Source organism: Myceligenerans indicum (assembly GCF_016742955.1).
Taxonomy (GTDB): Bacteria; Actinomycetota; Actinomycetes; order Actinomycetales; family Cellulomonadaceae; genus Myceligenerans; species Myceligenerans indicum.
Genome location: NZ_JABBYC010000004.1, coordinates 120,113 through 141,776, shown reverse-complemented (window position 1 = coordinate 141,776; position 21,664 = coordinate 120,113). Strand labels below are relative to the sequence as shown.

Here is a 21,664-nt window from a genome sequence, read left to right as displayed (position 1 = left end):
GCTCACGCGCGCGGGGCGGGGCTGATCACGCAGCGCCCCGTGCAGCGTGAGACCGGGTCGTGAACGGTCAGGGTCACGTCCTCCGTGGCCGGGAGCCTGCCCGCGAGGCGCGACCAGGCCCCGGTCGCCGGAGGGTCCGGCGGCGCCTCCGCCCCGGCGCCGTCCTCCCGCGTGACCGAGGCCTCCAGCCGGCCCAGCGGCGGCCCCTCACCGCCCAGCACGAGGGTGACCGCACGGGTCGCCCAGGTGGTGGGGTCGTCCGGCCGGGTGATCGGCCGGTCCTGGTCGAGCAGGACGACGACGGCGCGGTCGCACCGCATCGCGGTGGCGTAGACGCCCGCCAGTTCGAGCGCTGCGAACCCGCTTGCCGCGCCCAGCTCGGTCACGGCGAAGACCCTGCGGGCTCCCGGCAGCACGGCGCTGAGCACGGGCCCCGGCCACGACGCCTCCGCGTCGGTGCCGGCGTGCGCCAGCACCACGAGCTCCGTGGTGCGCTCCGACCGCAGAGGATGGCCCGGAAGGGCACGCAGGGTCCGCACCATCTCGGCGAAGGTCGTGCGCAGGCCCGTCGCGCTCGGTGCAGGCAGGCCGAACCGCTCCCCCAGGGCGGAGTAGAACCGGTCGGTGTGTGCCCGGAACTGCCGGCGGGGGAACACCGCGTCGGCGCGGATCCCGGTCAGCGGCAACGGCAGCCTCACGACGCCTCCTCCGGCCGCCGGGATCCGGCGTGCTCGAAGAGTGCCGCCGTCAGGGTCGCGCCGAGGCCCGCGGCGACGAGCAGGTACCGGTCACCGGGCCGCAGCCGCTCACGGTTCTCGTGCCAGGCGATGAACGGGTCCGCGCCGAAACAGTGCCCCCGCGTGGCCTGCCCGCCCAGCCGGATCACGTCGCCCAGCCCCAGCCGGCGCCGGACCCGGAGCCAGGACATCCGGTTCACGTTGTGCCCGAACACGTGGTCCACCTCGCCGGCGGCCAGCCCGGCGTCCTCCAGCGCGTCACCGATGACGCCGGCCAGCGCCTCGACGTAGGCGACCGTGAACGCCCGCTCGGCCTCCACCGCCAGGAACGGCGCCTCATGGAAGCCGCCCAGCGTCCGGGTCGCCGTGGTCAGCATCCGGTCGCCGGCTCCCCGGCCGACCAGGACGGCTGCCGTCCCCTCACCCATCACCGCCGACCCCTCGATGATCTCGCCCTCACCACGGAACGTCTTCTCCCCGGCCAGCACCAGCGCCTGACCACCGGGGCCCGCATGCTCCAGCAGCAGCCCGGCGGCCTCGACCGCGAGCAGCGCGGAGGCGCACGCGTGCTGCGACAGGGCGAGCGGCACGGCCCCGTCCAGCCCCAGCATGGCGGCGACCCGGGCCGTGACCGCCTCGGGGTACGGCGCCGTGAACTGGACCGTCGGCGCATGGATGACGTAGCGGATGCTCCCCGGCGTCGTCCGGTCCAGGAGCGGCCTCGCCGCGTCCGCCAGCTGCTCCTCCAGCGGCCGGCCCGGTTCCCGGCGGACCTCGCCGAACCCGAAGAAGGTGCGGTAGTTCGCGCGCTCCCGCTCGGGAACGCCGTTCCTGAGCAGCACCTCCTCGACGGGCTCGGAGGCCGCTGGCAGGTACGCACCGACGTCCAGGATCGCCGTCGTCGATGCCGGCAGGGCGAGGGTGACCATACCGGGACGCTAGAGGGACCTGGCGGGCCCGAGCCTCTCCCCGCGTGCGGCAGGTGTTCGCGACGTCCCGAGCACTCTCTCACCTGTCAGGACACCGCCAGGGACGACCGACATCTGACGGCCGGCCGGTGCTACCAAGGGATCCCGAACAACCGAAGGAGCGCACTGATGAACGCTGCACATCGGTCGGTAGACGCGTTGTCCGTGGAGGTCCGCGCCTTCACGGACCTGATCGACGACGTCGCGGGCGCCGACTGGGACACTCCCACCCCGGCGCCCGGATGGTCGGTCCGCCACCAGGTCGCCCACCTGGTGAGCGTGTTCACGATCGCCGGGAAGGCGGCTCGGGACCCCGAGGGGTTCCGGGCGATGCTCGCGTCGCTGTCGTCGGACTTCGAGCAGAACGTGGCCCACGCGATGGCACCCCTGCTGGAGCTGTCGAACGACGAGCTGATCCGCAGGTGGAAGGCGACCTCCGCGGCGACGGTCGACGCCCTCGCCGCACTCCCCGACGACCAGATCGTGCCCTGGCTGGTCAACGACCTTCCGTCGGCGGTGCTGTGCATGGCAGGCACCACCGAGGCGTTCGCCCACGGGCAGGACGTCCGTGACGCCTTCGACCGCCGTCGAGAGCCCTCGCCCCACGTCCGCAGCATCTGCGAGTTCGCCTACCACACCCGCACCTTCGGGTACCCCGGGCAGGGCCGGGAGATCCCCGAGGACACCAGCCTGCGCTTCGAGCTGACCGGCCCGACCGGCGAGAGCTGGGAGATCGGCGACGCCGGCACCGCCAACGTGGTCCGCGGCTCCGCCTGGGACCTCGCGCTGCTCGTGACGCGCCGCCGGCATCCTGCCGACCTCGACCTCCAGGCAGGCAACGACCACGTGCGCGACTGGATGTCCGTCGCCCAGGCGTACCGGGGAAGCGGCGGTCCCGGACGGCAGCCGCTCGGCCAGAAGGTGCGCTCGTGACCACGACGGCCGTCCCCGCGGCCCCCGCACGGGCCGTCCCCCGGCGTCGGCGGTCGACACCGCTCCCCGTCCGGAGCATCGCGACCGTGCTCCCCGCCTGAGGCACGCGGACCCGACGAGCCCGGCCACCGGAATCCGGTGGCCGGGCTCGTCGCGGTCTCACACGTGGGACCGGATGTGCTCGCGCCAGTGCTCGTAGACCGGCGCCGCGACGTCACCCAGTCCGGCGAAGCCGTCCGCGAGATCCACGGCCTGGCGCAGATCGCCTCCCGTGAGCGCCTGCACGGCGCGCTCGCAGTGTTCGGGAACGCAGTCCGCGGCGGCCCGCGCCCGGGCCGCGAAGACCGCCCCGACCGCCAGCTCGTCCTCGTGCCCGCGGGCACGCCGCGGCAGGGAGGCGACGTCGTCCCCGCCCGCGAAGGTCGCCGCGAGCCCCACCCCGCTCCACAGGTCCCCCCGCCGGTCGGGTCCGAACGAGTTGACCAGGGTCTCCGCGCCGGCCGCCACGCCGCCCGCGATGAACCACAGCGCGCGGCCGATTCCCTGGTCCACCGCCCGCCCGAAGTAGCCGGTGGTGTCGTCCAGCCAGGGGTAGGGGACGGGCCGGTGCTGATCGACGACGTACCGGCGGGGCCGGAAGTAGGCGAGATCGAACCCGTAGCCGTCGACCACCAGCCAGGAGAGCGCCGGGTGGAAGGACGAGACCGGAAGGTCGGGAAGCGCGTCACGCCAGGCCCTGCGCGGCAGCTTGGTCAGCGCGAAGCCGATGCCGATGTAGTTGAGGAGCAGGTACTTGCTCCCCGGACCCGTCATCACCGTCGCGGCGCGGCGTTTCGGGCCCGGTGTCATCACGTCGAGGAGCGTCGCGGCCATGGTGGCGCCCTCGTAGGCGTACCCGCGGTGCTCCGGACTGACCAGCGCCAGGCGGGTGTGGATCTGCTCGGCCCGCCGGCTGCCCATCAGTTGCTCGAAGCCGAGCACCACGGCCTGCGGGACCTTGCCCAGGCGCTCGACCGTCGTTCCGCGGAACCGTCCGAACCGTGCCACCGGTGCCACGGTCTCGATATCGGGGGCGACGACACCACTCAGCGCCAGACGCCCCATTCGTCCCAACATCACATGCCTCCGTAGGTGGACTTCCTCGTCAGCGGTGCGGCGGCCGCAGGAGCGGGCGCGGAGAGGCCCCGGCCGGCACCCCGCGCTCACGCCTCAGATGAACCCGTGACGCGAGGCCACCGCGATGGCCTCGCCCCTCGTGCCGACGCCCATCTTCCGGTAGAGGTCGGCGAGCCGCCGGTACATCGCCCGCTCGGAGTACGCCTCCGCGGTGGCCAGGTCGACCACGGGCGTTCCCCGGGCCAGTCCCCTCAGCCACCTCACCTCCGCCTCGGACAGATCGCCCGAGCGGTGGTCCGGCCGCGCCCGATCGGCCAGCCGCCGCGCGACCGCCTGGCTGAGCACGACCCGCCCCGCCAGCGCGGCACGGATCGCCACGGCGATCTCCGACGACGGCCCCTGGCAGTCGATCACCCCGTGGTAGCCCGCGGAGAGTGCCGACACCTCGAACTCGGGTGTCGGGCCCGGCTGCGCCGCCAGCACCGCACAACCCGAGTCCGCGTAGCCGCTGATGTCCCGGACCGTCTCGGTCCCCCGGTGCACGAGTACGACGACTCCCCCCGGGCCGGGCCGGGCCGACCCGCCGGCGGCGATGCCGTGCTCCCGCAGCACCTGGCGGAGCCCCGACGTGATGACCGGGCACTCCCCCGCCACGCCCACCCCGGTCACGGGCTCCGGCCGGACGCCGGGGTCCCGGAGGGACGGGACCGTCCCGGCGGGAGGGCGAGCGGGAGCGTCCACCGGCGGCCGAAGGGTCAGCATCAGTCGGTGACCTCTGCGGTCACGAGGAACATGCGCGGCACGTTCGCCACCGCGGGCGCCGACGTCGCCGTCCACCTCCCGAAGTTCGCCTCCTGGTCACCGGGCTCGACGTAGCGCGCACCGGGCCATCCGCACTCCCGCATGAAGGCGACCGGGTCGTCGTTCCCCCAGAGCCACGGGCTGTTCGCCGCGGAGAGCCGGTCGAGGAACTCCCGCATGTAGGAGAGCCGGAAGATCCCCTCACCGATCATGTCGAAGACGATCATGCTGCCCGGAGCCGAGTGCTGCCGCACCGTGCGGAGCACCTGCCGGGCCACGTCCTCGGGAAGGTAGTACGAGACGCCCTCCGCGAACCAGATCGTGGGCCGCTCCGGGTCGAACCCGGCGTCGAGAAGCTTGCGTTCCCATCCCGCGGACAGCTCGGTCGGAACCGTGGTGCGAGAACAGCGCAGCCGGGGACCGCCGGCCCGGGCGCCGCCGCCGTCGCCGCCGTCGTCGCCGTCGCCGTCGCTGTCGGCCCGCGCGGTCACGATCGGGTCCTTGTACGCGAAGACGCTGGGCTGGTCCACCTCGAACACCCGGACGTCGTCGGGCCAGTCGAGCCGGAACGGCCGCACGTCCAGGCCGGCGCCGATCCCGACCACCTGCATTCCCGCCCTGACGTTGCCCAGCAGGACGTCGTCGAAGTACCTGGTCCGCACCGGCAGGTACGGGTTGCCCAGGTCCGAGGCGTAGCGGGGGTGGAAGTGGAAGAGGAGATCGGGCCCGTCGTCGCCCGCGAGGTGCTCGGCGAACGGGTCGGCGAACAGCCGGTCGTCGCGCGCCGTCTCCCGGGCACGTGCCGCCGCCGTCCAGCGCGCGGTGGCCGCCACGGCCTCGAGTCGTGTCTGTGTCGACATGCTGGTCCTCCCGCCTGCTCTCAGTGGTTCTCGAACTCGGTGAGCACGGCGGCGAGCGCGCCCGGCGTGCCGTCGACGAACACGCTCTCCACGAGCCGGCTCTGTGCCTCGCTCGACCGGGCGAGCGGCAGCGACGGATGGGATCCGAGGCGGCTGATCATCTCCAGGGCACGCAGCGAGTCGCCGCCCTGGGCGAAGAAGTCCTCGTCCGCCCCGAGAGTGGCCACGCCGAGGACCTCCCCCATGGTCTCGCCGATCGCCGCCGACATCGAGTCCGGTTCGACACGCTGTTCCTTCTCGGCCTTCATCGCCCCTCCAGTGATTGGACCGGTTGCCAACTGCGACGACGATCGCAAGTGGCGGAGCGGGGCGCTTCCTCCCGTGTGCGCTGACGCGTGTGCGTCAACCCAGCGACCGCACCGCGCGGGCCGCCGACAGCTCCACCTCGCGCACCGCCGGGAGCAGGCTCCCGAGCCCGAACATCCCGTGCGACACCCCCGGACCCTCCACGAGTGCGACGTCCACGCCCTGTTCCCGCAGCGCCGCGAGCAGCCGCCGCCCCTCGGCGAGCAGCGGGTCGTGGGACACGAGCACCAGGACCACAGGAGGGAGACCCGCCAGGTCGGCGTACAGCGGGGACGCCCGCGGGTCGCGCGGGTCGGTGCCGGCCAGGTACAGGTCACGGAACCATCGCATGTGGGCCGCCGTGAGCAGCGACGGCGTCGCGTCCACCCAGGCCGCGCTCAGATCGGCGACGGGGTAGACGAGCAGCACGCCCGCGACGTCCACCGGCGCCGGCGGAACGCCGGCCCCGCCCGGCCTCCCGGCGCCGCCCGGCCTCCCGGCGCCGCCCGGCCTCCCGGCGCCGGACGGACCGCCGTCGCCGTCGCCGTCGCGGACGCAGGCCAGCAGGGCCAGCGCGCCGCCGGCGCTGTCGCCCCCGGCGATCACGCCGCGTGCTCCCCACTCGTCGCCGTGGTCGGACGCCCAGGCCAGGGCCTCGGTGGCGTCGTCGACGGCCGCGGGGAAGGGATGCTCGGGGGCCAGGCGGTAGGCGACCGACAGCACCGGCCGGCCGGTGTCGGCGGCCAGGACGCGGCACGCCGTGTCGTGGGTCTCCAGGCCGCCCACCACGAACCCGCCGCCGTGGAAGTAGACGATCGTGGGGGCGCCGGGCGTCCGGCCGCCGGGCAGGTAGAGGCGCGCATGCACCCCGTCGCCGACGAGCAGCTCACGCACGTCGTCCATGCGCGGGCCGGGCGGGTAGCGGGCCGCCTCCACGAGCTGCCGCGCGGGCACCGGGGACCGCACGTCACCACCGAGGTCCGGATAGGCACGCCGCATCCGCGCCAGGACGGTGGCCGTGAGCGGGTCCATCGCGTCCGGAGAGGGGACGGGGCGCGGGCCGGATGCGGGCAGCACGATCGGGACGCTACCCGGGCACCGCGTTCCGGTCTTCTTTGTATAGATCGCAACCTCGGAGTTTCCCACTCCGCTCACGGCCGACGACGCTGATGATGCTGTCGCCCACGAAGGAGCACAAGTGAGCACCTCACGCATTCGCCTGCACAGTCGATGGACCCGCCAGCAGTGGGACGAGGACCCCGCGCTCACCCTTGCCGGACCGCTGCTCAGCCTGCATCGCACCTCGGATGTGAACGACATCGACCACGAACAGATCCGGGACGCCCGCGCGGTGCTCGCAGCGCGGGCCGGTCTCGGCACGGCTCGCCTCACACCTGGGGACGGCGACGCCTGGCGGGACATCCGCACGACACAACGCCGCATCGTCGAGCGGTTCCTCGCGGAGCGTGCCCGCTACTACGGCGACGACCAGGTGTTGCCGTTCCCCGAGGCGCAGGCCATGGCCGCGGAGGGACGGGACACGTTCGTCGTCGTGAAGTTCATGGACGAGGCGCCCCATCTGGAGGCCACCCTGGACAGTCTGCTGCACCAGGACTACGACCTCTCCCGCCTGGTGCTGATCGCGGCGGACAACAACTCCACGGACGGCTCCACCCGGATCGTGCGGGACGTCGCCCGCCGCGGCGGCAGCGCGGCCCGGATCATCGAGCTCTCCCAGCCGGTGCCGGGTGCCGGCCACACCGCCCGTCTGGGCGTCGACCGGGCCATCGCCACCGTGCTGGCGATGTGCGACGCCGACGGCCGGTGGGAACGGCTCCAGACCGCGACCGTCGCGGTCTCCGACGGGGACACCGTGTACCACCCCGGGGTGCTGGGCGAGATCCGGGGCAAGCTGGACGATCATCCCGACGTCGACGGTGTCATGCCGTTCCTCACCTACAAGCTCACCGCCGGCCTGCGGCTCCTGCACGCCGGACCGGAGCAGGTCACGCTCGGGCAGCTGCGGGCCGCAGACGACCAGCGGCCCCGCGGTACGGTCCCGCACTCCCTGGCCACCGTCGCCGCCCACGACGCCTTCCCGCGCCACGGGCGCCGGCTGCAGGGGGCTACCGCCGTGCTGACGGACCACGACGGCGTCGTCCACGAGGCACCCGTGCGGCACGACGAGACCGTCGGGCGCTTCGCCGTGTTCGAGGACCCGGACGGCAAGGTCGCATACCTGCTGCCGGACCGGACCCTGCTGCTCGCGTCGGCCCCGGTCTCCGGTACGGACGCCGCGCTCCTGGCGCTGGAGAACGGCCTCGTCGGTGCCGACGAGGCCTGGAAGTGGCACACCGCCATCGGCCACGACATCTTCCTGCGGTGGGCGTTCCTGGGCATGGGCCTGCCCGAGGAGATCGTGTTCCCCGACACCAGCGACGCGCTCAAGACGTTCCGGGTGTGGGCGTTCGCCATCGGCGGCCAGCACCAGCTCAGACGGCCGGGCCTGCGGATCGCCACCGGGAGCGACTACCAGAGCGGGCGCGTCCTGCAGGCGGCCGGCTGCACCGTGGTGCTGGGCTCGGCGCACGCGCCCGCGGAGACGGAGATCGACCGGCTGATCAAGATGGTCCGGAACTTCGTCGACGAGAAGGCCGTCTTCTACGGCAACACGCGCAGCGAGATGCTCGAGCGCGCCACCGGCCTGTACGTCCACATGACCCGGATCCAGCCGCAGCTCGAGGCCGAGCTGCGCGACTACGAGGACTGGGTGTTCCGGGACGTCGCGCTTCCCGAGCGGCTCATCTTCCCGCTGCGCTGGATGTTCCAGAACGCCGTGCGCTACTACTGCCACGGCCCGGCCGAGGAGGAACTGGTACGGCGGCGGTTCCTGGCGGCGATCCTCGCCCCGGAGGAGGTCGAGGCCGTGTGCCGCGACCTCCTCGACCCCGAGCGAGAGGCCCTGGCGGAGGCTCCGCTGCACGAGAAGCAGCGCCGCGCGGAGGCCGTGGCCGAGGCCGTCATCGTCGCCCACTACCCGCGGATCCTGGCGTTCTACGCGGACACGATCCGCTCGTTCATGCGCGCCCACGAGGTCGACGCCTCCGCCTACGAGTGGCTGCTGGCCGATGTCCCCGAGCTGCGCAACGCGCTCCGGGAGAGCCCGCCGCAGGTGGACCCCACCGCCGTCTGGTCATCGGCCGACTTCGACATCGACGTTGCCCGCGGCCAGGTCACCTCGGTGAAGGGGGCGTGATGAGCCAGGAGCGGACCGCAGCACGCGTCACCGTGTGCGGCCTCGGCTACGTGGGCCTGTCCGTCGCGGTCGCCGCCCACGACGCCGGGTACGCCGTCACCGCGTACGACGTCGACGAGGGCGTGCTGGCCCGCCTCAAGCGCGGGAACCCCGGTATCTCCAACGTCACCGCCGCGCAGGTCACCTCGCTGGCCGAGGATCCCACCACTGTCATGACCCACGACCTGGACCAGGCGCCCGTCGGCGACGTGGCCGTGGTCTGCGTGCCGACGCCCCTGACGCCGGGGGGTGCGCCGGACACGTCCGCGATCGTCGACGCCGCGAACGCCCTCGCCGGGCGGATCGCGCCGGGCACGCTGGTGACCCTGGAGTCGACCACGTGGCCGGGGACCACCGAGGAGCTGTTCGCGCCGCTGCTCGCCCGGGGCTCCGGCCTGGACCCCGGCACGGAGCTCAACGTCGCGTTCTCCCCGGAGCGGATCGACCCGGGAAACCGCACCCACACGTTCACGACGACGCCGAAGGTGGTGGGCGGCCTCACGGCCGGGTGCGCGCGGCGGGCCGCGGACTTCTACCGGTCGCTGGGGGTGCCCGTCGTGGTCGCGGCGGGCACCCGGGAGGCCGAGATGTCCAAGCTGCTGGAGAACACCTACCGGTTCGTCAACATCAGCTTCGTCAACGAGTTCGCCGCGGTCTGCGACGCGATGGACATCGACGCGATGGACGCCATCCGGTGCGCGTCGTCCAAGCCCTTCGGTTTCACGCCGTTCACTCCCGGTGCCGGCATCGGAGGACACTGCATCCCCGTCGATCCCTTCTACCTGACCCACAAGGCCGACGAGGTCGGGGCGAGGACCCCGATGATCTCGGCCGCCGACGCCGTGAACCGTTCCGTGCCCGACGCCGTCGCGGAGCAGGTGCGGACGTACCTGCTGGGCGAGGGGCTCCACCCGGGCGCGAAGGTCCTGCTCTGCGGCGTCAGCTACAAGCCCGACGTCGCGGACCTGCGCATGACGCCGGCGATCGGCGTGGTCCGGGCGTTGCGCGCCCGCGCCATCGAACCGAGCTTCGTCGACCCGTTCGTGCCGGAGTTCGTCGTCGACGACCGCCCGGTCGCGCCCTGGGCCGGCGACGTCGCCGACGTGGCCATCGTGCTGCAGAAGCACACGGGAGCGCCGCCGCCGGAAGAGCTGGCTCACGCCGTCTACGACCCGACGGGCGCACGCCGTCCCGTCCGTGCGCCGGGACTGCGCCGGGTTCCGTGACGTGGGCACCGGGATCCGCCCGGAGGATCCCGGTGCCCACGGTTCGAGGGCCGCTGGACGTCAGGACACGTGACCCGCCGCGTGCTTGGGCCCCGCCTGCCACGGGTAGCGGATGATCCCCATCTCGATCGCCCGCATCACGGCGCTCGTCCGGTTGCTCGCACCCAGTTTGAGCAGGGTGCTCGAGACGAGACGCTTGACGCCGTGCCGGGTGATCCCCAGCCGTGTGGCGATCTGGTCGTTGCTGAGCCCCGACGCCATCAGCTCCAGCGTGTCAGCTTCCCTGCTGGTCACGGCTGTCCGTACGACGGGCTTGTCCACGTGCGCCCTGGCCGCGAGCTCCCGAACGACCTCGCGAGGTGCCGGGAATCTCCCGCCCAGGCAGTCACCGATGGCCAGGTCGAGCTGGCCCACGGAGACCTCCTGCAGCAGGAAGTAGCCGTCGGGGACCCGGCGGCTCCTGAAGCACTCGCTCACATCGGGTGCGGACGACAGCGCCACCAGCACCCGCTCTGCGCCGTCCAGCGGTATCGACTCGAGGTCATGCACCGTTGTGACAACGATGTCGGCGCAGTCCGGACGCAGTACGTCACGCTCGTCGACGACGATCACCGACGAGACGCAGGTGGCCTCGTCCACCAGGGAGAACAAGCCCCGCCGCAGCACCAGACTCGAACTGAGAACCCCCACCGTGACCCGAGATCGCATCTCAATCCGCTCCTCCGTTTTGACGACATTTCATGCGATGCCCCCCGTCTATCTTTTGCCATTACCTCTCAATACCTACGGTTGCGCAGTGCTGTCAGCCGCCTGGTGCCCGCGCGACCTCCGCCGCCACGTCGAGAGCCTCCGCGATGACCTTTCCCAGGTGGTTGCGCGGCAGCTCGGGAAGCTCACGGAGTTCCGACGGGACCTCGTACGGCGCCAGTCCGCCGCCGCGCAGGGCGGTGAGCACGTCGCCCGGTGCGACGCCGTCGAGGACCACGTAGCCGACGAGCCGCTCGTCGCCGTCCGGCGCGGCGCGTGACCGCGCGGCCGCGTCCACCACGCCCGGACAGGCCCTCATGGCTTCCTCCACGAGGGCGAGGCCGACGCGCCGGCCCCCGATCTTGGCGAAGTGGCTCTTGCGGCCGGTGATTCGCAGCAGCCCGTCCTCGCCGAGCGATCCCAGGTCGCCGGTGGGCTGGAAGCCGTCCTCACGGCGGGGCGCCTCGTCCCCCAGATAGCCGCGCATCAGCGAGGGCGTCCGGACCAGCAGCTCACCGTCGCGCGCCACGCGGACGTCCACGCCCGGGGCCGGGGGACCGACCGCGTCCGGCGGGACGCCCGCCCGCCACACGGGGGTGCAGGCGATCAGGCCGGCCTCCGTGCTTCCGTAGATCTGGCGTATCACGACACCGGTCCTGTCCCGGAAGGTCTGGGCCACCTCGGCATCCAGCGGCGCCCCGGCGCTCACCGCGGCCCGCAGGGCGCCGGCCTCGCCCCGGCCCAGGAGCCCGACGGTCAGGTAGCGGTACATCAAGGGCGTGCCGAACAGCACGGTCGCGTCACGCAGTGCGGTCACGGCCCCGGCCGGGGTGAACGTCGGTACGGAGGTGACCGACCCACCCACGATCAGGGCGGACAGCATGCCTGCCATGCCGTAGGAGTGCGCCGCCGAGACGGGAAGCACGACGACGTCGTCGGCGGCGAGCTGGAACCGGTCGACGTAGGACAGCGCCGCCGCGACGGCGCCGGCGTGCGTCTGCCGGGCCAGCCGGGGGCGGCCCGAGGAGCCCGAGGTGAGCTGAAGCAGGTCCGCTTCTCCTGCCGGGTCCGTGACGCCGCCGGACGGCGTCGCCGCACCTGCCGCACCCCGCAGACCGGCCGGGTCCAGCACCGTGGCCCCCGGCCACGTCCCGGGCGCGTGCGCGGCAACCACGACGCCGACGTCGAGGTCGGCGAGCACGTCCCGAGCACCGGTCAGCGCCGGCGCACCGGCCTCCACGGCGACGACGTCGAGCCCGCACTCGAGAGCACCGACCAGGGAGGCGAGGGACGGCGGAGTGCCGTCGACGACGACCGCCACCGGGCCGTCGTGGGTGCCGGCGTCCCAGCAGCCCCGGATGGCCACGGCGGCGTGCCGGGCGGCGGCCGCGAACTCCGCCCGCGTCATCGGGCGAACGCCCTGCGACCGTACGGCAATCCTCTCGGGGGCCTCGCGTGAGAGGGCGTCCAACCGTTCCACCAGCATGGCTTCTCCCCGATCCGCTGAGATGATGCGGCACGGACCTGCTCGCGTCGCAGCCAGGTCCGCCGACCGCGTCCATCCAACCCCGGCGACGGCGCCGGCATTTACTCTCACTTGCCCTGTCGATCAACAGGGCATCACCGACAGGCGCGGAACGGGAGGGAAGTCTTGGTGCCCCCAACGGGATTCGAACCCGTACTGGGCCGGGTTTAAGCCGGCTGCCTCTACCAGTTGGGCTATGGGGGCGCAGATCAGAGCCTAGTCGGACGCGGGCTCCTCGGCGCCGCCAGGCGCCGCGGGCCCTCTCGGCGCCGCGTGGCGTCGCGGGCCTTCTCGGCGCCGCGTGGGCGTCACCATGACCGCCGTCGGCACCGCCACCGGCCGTCCACCACGGACACGACACAGCCCGCACGACGAGGTCGTGCGGGCTGTGCGTGAGAGCCTTCGGTGCGGGCCGCTCCCCCGCACCGGCCGGCTACTTGGCGGCGGCGCCGGACGCGGCGCGCGCCGCAGAGGACTCGGCCTTCTGCTCGACCTTCTCCGACGTGGGCTTCCCGGGAACGGCGGCGGCGCGGAACTCGTTGCGCGGGTCGTGCAGCGAGCCGAGGGAGACCAGCTCACGGCCCATGAGGAACTGACCCATCCAGCCGATCATGATGCGGATCTTCCGGTTGCCGGTCGGCATCGCCATGACGTGGTAGCCACGGTGCGCGATCCAGGCGAGCGGACCACGCAGCTTCAGCCAGCCGAACAGCTCCGCGACGCCCTTGTACAGGCCGAGCGATGCCACGACACCGACGTTCTTGTGCTCGTAGTCCTTCGCCGTGCCGCCCTTGTGCTGCGCGACGATGTTGTCGGCCAGGCGCTTCGCCTCACGGATCGCGTGCTGCGCGTTGGGCGGGCAGAAGGATCCGGGGTTGAGGACGTCGGGCACGGCGGCGCAGTCGCCCGCGGCCCAGGCACCCTCGACGACCTCGCCGTCCTCCGTCTCGACCTGCAGGGTCGGCTTGACGGTGACCCGGCCCATCCTGTCGGTGGGAAGGTCGGACGCGTCCTTGATCACGGGGTTCGCCTTGACGCCCGCGGTCCACACGATCGTGTCGGTGTCGAACTCGACACCCGTGGAGGTGACCACGTGACCGTCCTCGCAGGAGGAGAGGAACGTGTTGAGGTGGAACTCGATCCCGCGTTCCTTCATCGTGGCCAGGGCGTAGAGGCTCATCGGCTCCGTGACCTCGGGCAGGATGCGGCCCGAGCCCTCGATCATGACGAACCGCAGGTCCTCGGGCGAGATCGTGTCGTACTGGCGGGTCGCGTACCGCGCCATGTCCTCGATCTCGGCGAGCGCCTCGATGCCCGCGAAGCCTCCGCCGACGAACGTGAAGGTCAGCATCCGGGTGCGCAGCTCGGCGTCCCAGGTGGAGGACGCGACGTCGAGACGGTTGATCACGTGGTTACGGACCGCGATGGCCTCTTCCACGTTCTTGAAGCCGATGGCGGTCTCTGCCAGGCCCGGGATCGGCAGCGTCCGGGAGACGGAGCCGAGCCCGACGACGAGCTCGTCGTAGGAGACCTCGTAGGCCTCGCCCTCCTCGGGCGTGATCGTGACGTGCTTGCGTCCGTGCTCGATCGCCGTGACCTTGCCCTGCAGCACGTCGATGCCCTTGAGGGCACGACGGTGCGGCGCGACGACGTCGCGGGCGTCGATGGAGCCGGCGCCGGCCTCGGGCAGGAAGGGGGCGTACGTCATGTACGGCCGCGGGTCGACGACGACGATCGCCGCCTCCCGCTTCTTCAACTTCCTGCGCAGGCGGCGCGCCACATAGAGGCCGACGGACCCGCCGCCGAGCACCAGGATCCGCGGCACCTTGCGCGGACGGGGCGAGGCTGCCGCGGTCTGGGCATGGCTGACCGAGGTCAGGTCGTTCTGAGGCATGATTCTCAGACTACCGCGCCCCGGCAGGCCCACATGCCGGGTGTTCGGCGGCTCACGCCGTGACGCGCACCACTGTGCGGACAAGGAAACCTCAACCGAGGGCCAGCGCGATCCCGTCCAGGATGTCGTGCTCGCTCGTCACGACCTCGGTCAGCGCACCGCCGGCCGCCGAGACGTCGTGCGCGACCCGCTCGACCACCTCGGACCAGACCAGTGCCCCCGCAGCGATGACGTCCACGCGCCCGGGGTGGAGGAATCCCATCTCCAGCCGCTCCTGACGGGAAGAGGCCAGCAACGCCTGGCACGAGGCGAGCACCGCTTCGACAGGCAGTTCGGCGCCGCCCACCCGGTCGCGGTCGTACGCCGGCAGGCCCAGTGCGTGCGCCGTGATCGTGGTGACCGATCCGGCGAGCCCCACCAGCGTGCGGGCCTTGCCGAACGGGACCGCACGAGCGGCGTCGTCCAGGGCCGCCCGGACGTCGGCCCGGGCCTCTGCCACGGCCTCCGGCGACGGCGGTGCTTCCGGCGGCACGTCCCCGGGGTGATTCCCCGGGGACGTGTCCGCGCCGCCGTGCGACGCGCGGAAGTGTCGTTCCGTCATCCGGACCGAACCCACGTCGATCGAGCGCGCCGCCTCCACCGACTCGGTACCGAGCACGAGCTCGGTCGAGCCGCCGCCGAGGTCCACCACGAGGAACGGACCCGGATGGGTCTGCGCCACGGCGCTGGTGGCGCCACGGAAGGACAACGCCGCCTCCTCGTCGCCCGAGATCACCTCGACCCCCACCCCCAGGACGTCGTGCACCCGGGAGAAGAACTCGTCCCGGTTGCGGGCGTCCCGCGTGGCCGACGTCGCCACGAACCGCACCGTGGTGGCCCCCAGTGACTCGATGACCTGCGCGTACTGCCGCGTGGCCGCCAGCGTCCGGTCCAGCGCCTCCGGGTGCAGCTCACCGGTGCGATCGACGCCCTGCCCGAGCCGGACGATCTCCATCCTGCGGTCGAGCTCCGTCAGCCCTCCGGCGTCGTCGACGTCGGCGACGAGAAGACGGATGGAGTTGGTGCCGCAGTCGATGGCGGCCACGCGGGAGGTCATGGTGGGCTCCTCGGGAATCGCCCGACGAACAGCGCCGGGCGGCAGGTCGGGAAGGGACGGAAGGCCGGGACGGGAACGCCGGGCTGTCCCGCGCGGGACCGGTCGCGGACCGGGTGACACGCCCACGCGGCCCGCACGGCCGGGTCGGTTCAGCAGGTGCAGCGATCAGGGCGCCAGTCGTCCCGCACGAGCTCCAGCGCCTCGTCCCCCAGCGGGTTCACCCCCGGGCCGGCCGCGAGCGCGTGCGCCATGAGCGCGTGCAGGCACTTCACCCGCGTGGGCATGCCACCGGCGGAGATCCCGTCGATCTCGTCGACGTGGCCGAGCTCCTCACGCCGGGCGATGTAGTGCTCGTGCGCCGCGCGGTAGCGGGCGGCCAGCTCCTCGTCCTCACCCAGCCGGGCATTCATCTCCTTCATGACGCCGTTCGCCTCGAGGCGCGACGCCGCCGCGACCGCTCCCGGGTGCGACAGGTAGAAGGTGGTGGGGAACGGCGCCCCGTCCGGCAGACGCGGCGCGGTCCGCGCGACCAGCGGGCGCCCGCACACGCAGCGCGCGGCGATCCCGACGACGCCGCGTGGCACCCGCCCGAGCTGTTCCCGCAGCACCGCGAGGTCCTGCGGATCGACGGTCTCGGGGCTCACGGCGGCTGGTTCACTCACGCGCCCATTCTCCCTCAGGCCTTCGGCGCCACACCGCATCGGCAGGGTGGCGGGTCACACACCGACGCCACCGACGCGGGCGCGGGCGCGGGCGTGGATCGGGTGCGCAGGTCACTCGATGACGCCTCGAGGCGGCTACTCCGAGTCGGCGATGCGGAGCGAGTCCCACAGCTTCGCGAACCAGGGAGTGTCGCCGTCCGCGTCCTCGCGCGGGGTCTGGACCGGACCGGGCTCCGGCTCCTCCTTCTGCACCGAGTCGCTGTCGAGCGTTCGCCACGGGGTATCTCCGGGCATGACGAACCGCAGCCTGGTCCTGGCCTGCTCGATGACGTACGACCGGTCGTCCCAGCGCCCCAGCTCGTTCTCCAGGGCGGCCTTCTGCTCCTGCTGCTCGGACAGCTCCAGCCGCAGGTCCGACAGCTGCGCCTGCTGCGCCACCACCGCGCGGACCGTCGGCAGCAGCAGCACCAGGGCCAGCAGCACGACCACCGACAGCACCAGCGCCCGGACGGTCAGCACCTCCGGTACGGCGAACCCGTACGAGGACCTCTTCCGCTCCGAGCGGGACGGCCGGACCTTGCTGCCCTCGGTGCCTTTGCCGCCCCCCGCCGCCTTTCCGGTTCCGACCGCCGCCTGCCGCGGTCGTGGCTGCGGCGGCCGCTTGGCGTTCCCCGGTCCCCGCTGACCACTCTTCGGAGTGCCCGACGACGGCCGTCGCATCGCCCCGGACGCACCGGAGCCGGTAACCGCCGCGGACCTGGACGTGACCGACCTGGAACCGCTGGAGGCGGGACGGGACGTCGTCGAACGCGCGGCCTTGGCGCCCGCGGCACCGGTGTCGCCCGACGTCACGCCGCCCGAGCTCCCACCGGCCGACTTCGCACCGGCCGACTTCCCCGATGCGGGCTTCCCGCCGGCCTGGCTCGCACCGGCCGATTTCCCGGCATCAGGCTTCCCGCCGGCCGCGTTCCCGCGAGCAGACTTCCCCGGGGTCGCGTTCCCGCCGGCCGACTTCCCCGATGCGGGCTTCCCTTCCCCGCTGGACGCCCGCGGCTGCCCGCTCTGACGACGCCGCTCGGAGGCGGACGGCGACATGGGGCGGCGAGACGAGGACACGCCTTGATTGTGCCGACGGTGGCGTCGATGATCACGACATTTCGAACGGCGCGCCGCTCACAAGACCCGACCGGCTTGCCGCCCCTGCCGGAAACGGCGTGTGGTCGGTCGTTCGGCGTGTGGTCGGTCAATCACTTGACCGACCACACGCCGAACGACCGACCACACGCCGTACGACCGACCACGCACCGTCCGGCCAGGCCGAACCGCCCGGGAGTCAGGGAAGCCCGGGGAAGCGTGCCGGTGTCAGCCCTGGAAGCGGGGGAACGCCGTGCGGCCGGCGTACTGGCCGGCGTCGTCCAGGGCGTCCTCGATACGCAGGAGCTGGTTGTACTTGTTGATGCGCTCGCCGCGGGCGGTCGCACCGGTCTTGATCTGTCCGGCGTTCGTGGCCACGGACAGGTCCGCGATGGTGGTGTCCTCGGTCTCACCGGAGCGGTGGGAGGTCATCGTGGTGAAGCCGTTGCGCTGCGCGAGCGTGACGGCGTCGAGCGTCTCGGTCAGCGTGCCGATCTGGTTGAGCTTGACCAGCAGCGAGTTGGCCGACTTCTCGGCGATGCCGCGCGCGAGGCGCTCCGGGTTGGTGACGAACAGGTCGTCGCCCACGATCTGCACCTTGTCGCCCACCGACTCCATGAGGGCCGACCAGGCACCCCACTCGTCCTCGCTCAGCGGGTCCTCGATGGAGACGAGCGGGTAGTCCGCCACGAGCTGCTCGTAGTAGGACACCATCTCCTCGGTCGACTTCTTGCCGCCCTCGAAGGAGTACGAGCCCTCGGAGAAGAACTCCGTGGAGGCCACGTCGAGCGCGAGCGCCACGTCGGAGCCCGGCGTGTAGCCGGCCTTCTCGATCGCGACGAGGATCAGGTCCAGCGCCTCGCGGTTGCTCGCGAGGTTCGGCGCGAAGCCGCCCTCGTCGCCGAGGCCCGTGGCAAGGCTCTTCTCCTTCAGCACGGACTTGAGGGCGTGGTACACCTCGGCGCCGGTGCGCAGCGCCTCCTTGAACGTGGGGGCACCGATCGGCGCGATCATGAACTCCTGGATGTCCACGTTCGAGTCCGCGTGCGACCCGCCGTTCAGGATGTTCATCATCGGGACGGGCAGCACGTGCGCGTTCGGGCCGCCGATGTAGCGGAACAGGTCCAGGCCGGCGGACTTCGCGGCGGCCTTCGCGACGGCGAGCGACACGCCCAGCACCGCGTTGGCGCCCAGGTTGGCCTTGTTCGGGGTGCCGTCCAGCTCCAGCATCGTCGCGTCGACGATGCGCTGCTCCTCGGCGTCGTACCCGATGAGCTCGGGGGCGATCTGCTCGTTCACCGCGGCGACGGCCTGCTCCGTGCCCTTGCCCAGGTAGCGGCTCTTGTCGCCGTCGCGCTTCTCGACGGCCTCGAACGCGCCCGTCGACGCGCCGGACGGCACGCCGGCGCGGGCGTAGGTGCCGTCGTCCAGGACGATCTCGACCTCGACGGTCGGGTTGCCGCGCGAGTCCAAGATCTCGCGTGCTCCAACGGCTTCGATGCTAGCCACGGGTTCTCCTCGATCAGGTTGTTGCTCGGAGGTTACGGCCCCCAGCCTATGGCCAAGGCCCGCCCCTCGTGATCCCCGGGACCGACCAGCGGACACCCCACGCACCGCAGGTGCCGACCACCCGCACGGCCGGCACGGGATGAGTCCGCACGGGGCGGACTTCGGCGCCGGGTGAGCAACACCGGCAGCACAACACCCGCACGGCAGATCCGGCACAGCAGATCCGGCAGAGCAGATCCCAGCAGAACAGATCCCGGCAGAGCAGACCGGCAGAGCAGCACCCCGGGCAGCGCCAGCCGGGCAGCGCCGGCAGAGCAGCACGCCGGGCAGCACCGGCAGAGCAGCGCCGGCAGGGCAGCACCGACGGAACCGAACCTGCACGGGCCCATGCGGACCGGCGGCGCGCCTCAGGCGGTCGGCGCGGACTCCGCGGCGCGCACCTGCTCCTCCAGGGCGCGGCTCGCCGCACGCATCGCCTGCTCGGCGTCCACGCCGTCGGCCTGGGCCCGCCGGACGACGTCGAGCAGCTCGGCGCCGTAGCGCTCCGCGAGGGTGTACGACGCCGGCTCTTCGTTCTCCCGCGCGGGTCCCGGCTCACCGGCACCCGGGACCGCGGCACCGGGCGCCACCTCGTGAACCGTGCCGGCGATCCCGGCCTTGGCGGCGCGCGACACGACCTTCTGCGCACGGGCGAGCGCGCCCTGGGCCAGCGGGATGCCCTCCAGCACGGAGGTGCGCTGCTTCTCCGCCTGCTTGATGTCCTCCCATCCGGCGAGCACGTCGTCGGCGGACCGTTCCTGGCCGTCGGGCACGAACACGTGCGGGTGACGCCTCACGAGCTTGTCGGCGAGATCGCGGGCGACGTCGCCCACCGCGAACGGCTCGGGTTCCTCCGCCGCGATCCGCGCGTGGAACAGCACCTGGAGCAGCACGTCGCCGAGTTCCTCGCGCATGTGGTCGCGGTCGCCGGACTCGATGGCCTCGGCCAGCTCGTGCGCCTCCTCCAGGAGGTACGGCACGAGCGAGGTGTGGGTCTGCTTCCGGTCCCACGGGCATCCGCCGGGCGAGTAGAGACGGTCCATGACGTCGACGGCGCGGCGCAGCTCATCCATGCGCCGATGCTCCCACGTCCCGCCGGGTCCGCGGGCAGGCAGACTCATAGCGTCACCACAGCATCGCGCCAGGACCGCCCCAGCGGTTCGCGCGAGCCTCGGCGCCATGTTCCTCACGTACTTGCGCAGGGAGCTGCGCAACAGACGCAAGCAGACGGCCGTGGTCGCGATCGGGCTGGCCGTTGCGATCGCACTGGTCATGGTGGTCTCGTCCGTGTCCGCCGGCGTTCGCGACGCGCAGGCCGACGTCCTGGAGTCGGTCTACGGCGTCGGCACCGACATCACCGTGACGCAGAACGCCCAGCCCGGTGAGGGTGGCGGGTTCGGCCCGGGCCGCTTCGACTTCGACGCGGAGGACGGGGAGGCGACCGACGACGGCACGCGGGAGATCGCGCAGGAGCGCCTGCGCACGAGCCCCGGGACGACGGCGTTCGACGCGAGCGCACTCGACACCGTCGCCGGCCTCGACGACGTGACCGGCGTGGCCGCCACGCTGGAGCTGACCAGCACCAGCTTCTCGGGTGAGATGCCCGACTTCGACCAGCTGAGCGAGGCCGGGGAGCCCGGCGCGGCTCCCGGCCAGGCCGGCGACGGCGACGGACAAGGCCGCGGTCAGGGCGGCCCGTCCTCCTTCGAGATCGACCAGCAGACCATCACCGGGATCAACCCGGCCGCGGACGCCGTCGGGCCGCTCACCACCACCGAGGTGGCCGACGGACGGACCTTCGAGGCGTCCGACACCGGCGCGGACGTGGCCGTGCTCGACGCCGTCTACGCGGAGCAGGAGGAGATCGCGGTGGGCGACACGATCACCGTGGGCGGCACCGACCTCGAGGTGATCGGCACCGTGGCGTCGACCACCGGCGAGGGCGTGGAGACGGCGGCGAACGTCTACCTCCCGATCGACGTGGCCGCGACGCTCGCCGACATGGAGGGCCAGGTCACGACGTTGTACGTGCAGGTCGACTCGTCGTCGAACGTGGAGGCCGTCTCCACCGCGATCGGTGCGCAACTGCCGGACGCGACGGTCTCCACCCAGGCCGATCTCGCCGAGGGCGTGTCCGGCTCGCTGTCCACGGCGGCGTCCCTGGTCTCGACGCTGGGCAGGTGGTTGTCGGTGATCGTCCTGCTCGCGGCCTTCGGGCTGGCGATCCTGTTCACCGTCTCCGGGGTGAACCGCCGCACGCGCGAGCTCGGCACGCTCAAGGCGCTCGGGTGGCCGCAGCGCCGCGTGGTGGGGCAGATCGCGGGCGAGTCCGTCGCCCAGGGTCTGATCGGCGGCGTCGCGGGCGTGGCGCTGGGCGGGCTGGCCGTCCTGGCGGTGAACCTCTCCGGCATCACGCTGAGCGGGTCCGCCGGGGCCCAGATCGGGGGGTTCGGCGGCAGGGGCGGCGGGCCGCAGATGGGCCAGGCGATGCAGGACGCCGCGGGTGAGGCTGCGGGAGGCGGCCCGGCCGGGTTCGGCGGCGGCGGTGGCGGCGGGCTGACCGGGACCGTGTCCGACGTCGTGCTGCACGCGCCGGTCTCCCTGTGGATCGTCGTCGCCGCGGTGGGCCTGGCGGTGCTGGGCGGTCTCGTCGCGGGCGTCGTCGGCGGGCAGCGCGCGGCTCGCCTGCGCCCCGCCGAGGCGTTCCGCTCCCTCGCCTGAGCCACCAGGCGGCCGCCGCGTGGAGCACACCGCGCGTCACCGCTCCACGCGCCGTC

General features: G+C 72.7%; 20 protein-coding genes and 1 tRNA gene. 5 read left to right on the top strand and 16 right to left on the bottom strand.

What is annotated here, in order from left to right; genetic code table 11:
• Positions 1 to 2: 2 nt before the first annotated feature.
• Both HGK34_RS04790 and HGK34_RS04785 read right to left on the bottom strand, forming a co-directional pair.
• Positions 3 to 698 carry a hypothetical protein gene (locus HGK34_RS04790; RefSeq protein ID WP_201845434.1) on the bottom strand — a complete coding sequence of 232 codons (696 nt, stop codon included), beginning with the start codon at positions 696 to 698 and terminating at the stop codon, positions 3 to 5.
• Positions 695 to 1,666 (bottom strand): 3-oxoacyl-[acyl-carrier-protein] synthase III C-terminal domain-containing protein, encoded by a 972-nt coding sequence (locus HGK34_RS04785; protein WP_201845433.1) that lies wholly within the window; start codon positions 1,664 to 1,666, stop codon positions 695 to 697. The genes HGK34_RS04790 and HGK34_RS04785 overlap by 4 nt, the downstream gene beginning before the upstream one ends.
• Before the next feature lie 168 nt (positions 1,667 to 1,834).
• On the opposite strand from HGK34_RS04785, the gene HGK34_RS04780 reads away from it, so the two are divergent.
• A complete protein-coding gene (locus tag HGK34_RS04780) occupies positions 1,835 to 2,638 on the top strand; it encodes a maleylpyruvate isomerase family mycothiol-dependent enzyme (RefSeq protein ID WP_201845432.1) in 804 nt (267 codons plus the stop codon).
• A gap of 159 nt (positions 2,639 to 2,797) precedes the next feature.
• On the opposite strand, the gene HGK34_RS04775 is transcribed toward HGK34_RS04780, so the two are convergent.
• The 5 genes from HGK34_RS04775 to HGK34_RS04755 all read right to left on the bottom strand — a co-directional run bounded on the left by HGK34_RS04775 (position 2,798) and on the right by HGK34_RS04755 (position 6,837).
• Positions 2,798 to 3,754, bottom strand: a complete 957-nt coding sequence (locus HGK34_RS04775) for a DUF1702 family protein (RefSeq protein WP_201845431.1) — start codon at positions 3,752 to 3,754, stop codon at positions 2,798 to 2,800.
• 93 nt (positions 3,755 to 3,847) lie between these two features.
• Positions 3,848 to 4,516 carry a helix-turn-helix transcriptional regulator gene (locus HGK34_RS04770; protein WP_201845430.1) on the bottom strand — a complete coding sequence of 223 codons (669 nt, stop codon included), beginning with the start codon at positions 4,514 to 4,516 and terminating at the stop codon, positions 3,848 to 3,850.
• Positions 4,516 to 5,415 (bottom strand): class I SAM-dependent methyltransferase, encoded by a 900-nt coding sequence (locus HGK34_RS04765; protein ID WP_201845429.1) that lies wholly within the window; start codon positions 5,413 to 5,415, stop codon positions 4,516 to 4,518. The genes HGK34_RS04770 and HGK34_RS04765 overlap by 1 nt, the downstream gene beginning before the upstream one ends.
• A 20-nt stretch (positions 5,416 to 5,435) precedes the next feature.
• Positions 5,436 to 5,723, bottom strand: a complete 288-nt coding sequence (locus HGK34_RS04760) for a phosphopantetheine-binding protein (protein WP_201845428.1) — start codon at positions 5,721 to 5,723, stop codon at positions 5,436 to 5,438.
• A 94-nt stretch (positions 5,724 to 5,817) separates the two neighbouring features.
• A complete protein-coding gene (locus tag HGK34_RS04755; RefSeq protein WP_201845427.1) occupies positions 5,818 to 6,837 on the bottom strand; it encodes an alpha/beta hydrolase in 1,020 nt (339 codons plus the stop codon).
• 121 nt (positions 6,838 to 6,958) lie between these two features.
• On the opposite strand from HGK34_RS04755, the gene HGK34_RS04750 reads away from it, so the two are divergent.
• The gene (locus HGK34_RS04750; protein WP_201845426.1) at positions 6,959 to 9,016 is read left to right on the top strand and encodes a glycosyltransferase family A protein; all 2,058 of its coding nucleotides are present in this window, start codon (positions 6,959 to 6,961) and stop codon (positions 9,014 to 9,016) included.
• Positions 9,016 to 10,281 carry a nucleotide sugar dehydrogenase gene (locus HGK34_RS04745; RefSeq protein ID WP_201845425.1) on the top strand — a complete coding sequence of 422 codons (1,266 nt, stop codon included), beginning with the start codon at positions 9,016 to 9,018 and terminating at the stop codon, positions 10,279 to 10,281. The genes HGK34_RS04750 and HGK34_RS04745 overlap by 1 nt, the downstream gene beginning before the upstream one ends.
• Positions 10,282 to 10,341: 60 nt before the next feature.
• Here HGK34_RS04745 and HGK34_RS04740 read toward each other — a convergent pair whose 3' ends face one another.
• The 7 genes from HGK34_RS04740 to HGK34_RS04710 form a co-directional block, all read right to left on the bottom strand.
• Complete coding sequence (locus HGK34_RS04740; RefSeq protein ID WP_201845424.1) at positions 10,342 to 10,989, bottom strand: helix-turn-helix transcriptional regulator; 648 nt, start codon at positions 10,987 to 10,989, stop codon at positions 10,342 to 10,344.
• Between the two features lie 94 nt (positions 10,990 to 11,083).
• Positions 11,084 to 12,514 carry a class I adenylate-forming enzyme family protein gene (locus tag HGK34_RS04735; RefSeq protein WP_280517841.1) on the bottom strand — a complete coding sequence of 477 codons (1,431 nt, stop codon included), beginning with the start codon at positions 12,512 to 12,514 and terminating at the stop codon, positions 11,084 to 11,086.
• A 166-nt stretch (positions 12,515 to 12,680) separates the two neighbouring features.
• Positions 12,681 to 12,757, bottom strand: a tRNA-Leu gene (locus tag HGK34_RS04730).
• Between the two features lie 229 nt (positions 12,758 to 12,986).
• Positions 12,987 to 14,447 (bottom strand): NAD(P)/FAD-dependent oxidoreductase, encoded by a 1,461-nt coding sequence (locus tag HGK34_RS04725; RefSeq protein WP_201845422.1) that lies wholly within the window; start codon positions 14,445 to 14,447, stop codon positions 12,987 to 12,989.
• Positions 14,448 to 14,538: 91 nt separating this feature from the next.
• Entirely contained in the window at positions 14,539 to 15,543 is a 1,005-nt protein-coding gene (locus tag HGK34_RS04720) for a Ppx/GppA phosphatase family protein (RefSeq protein ID WP_201845421.1), read from the bottom strand.
• A gap of 149 nt (positions 15,544 to 15,692) precedes the next feature.
• Positions 15,693 to 16,205, bottom strand: coding sequence for a DUF501 domain-containing protein (locus tag HGK34_RS04715; RefSeq protein ID WP_307815762.1), 513 nt, complete (start codon positions 16,203 to 16,205; stop codon positions 15,693 to 15,695).
• A 135-nt stretch (positions 16,206 to 16,340) separates the two neighbouring features.
• Positions 16,341 to 16,724, bottom strand: a complete 384-nt coding sequence (locus HGK34_RS04710) for an FtsB family cell division protein (protein ID WP_201845419.1) — start codon at positions 16,722 to 16,724, stop codon at positions 16,341 to 16,343.
• Positions 16,725 to 16,902: 178 nt separating this feature from the next.
• Here HGK34_RS04710 and HGK34_RS04705 point away from each other — a divergent pair, with 178 nt between their 5' ends.
• On the top strand, positions 16,903 to 17,271 hold the full coding sequence (locus tag HGK34_RS04705) for a hypothetical protein (RefSeq protein WP_201845418.1): 369 nt from the start codon (positions 16,903 to 16,905) through the stop codon (positions 17,269 to 17,271).
• 296 nt (positions 17,272 to 17,567) lie between these two features.
• Here HGK34_RS04705 and eno read toward each other — a convergent pair whose 3' ends face one another.
• The gene (eno, locus tag HGK34_RS04700; RefSeq protein WP_201845417.1) at positions 17,568 to 18,848 is read right to left on the bottom strand and encodes a phosphopyruvate hydratase; all 1,281 of its coding nucleotides are present in this window, start codon (positions 18,846 to 18,848) and stop codon (positions 17,568 to 17,570) included.
• A gap of 407 nt (positions 18,849 to 19,255) precedes the next feature.
• Positions 19,256 to 19,960 (bottom strand): nucleoside triphosphate pyrophosphohydrolase, encoded by a 705-nt coding sequence (locus HGK34_RS04695; protein ID WP_244666403.1) that lies wholly within the window; start codon positions 19,958 to 19,960, stop codon positions 19,256 to 19,258.
• 106 nt (positions 19,961 to 20,066) lie between these two features.
• Between HGK34_RS04695 and HGK34_RS04690 the strand changes: the two genes are divergently transcribed.
• On the top strand, positions 20,067 to 21,608 hold the full coding sequence (locus HGK34_RS04690; protein WP_201845415.1) for an ABC transporter permease: 1,542 nt from the start codon (positions 20,067 to 20,069) through the stop codon (positions 21,606 to 21,608).
• Positions 21,609 to 21,664: the final 56 nt, after the last annotated feature.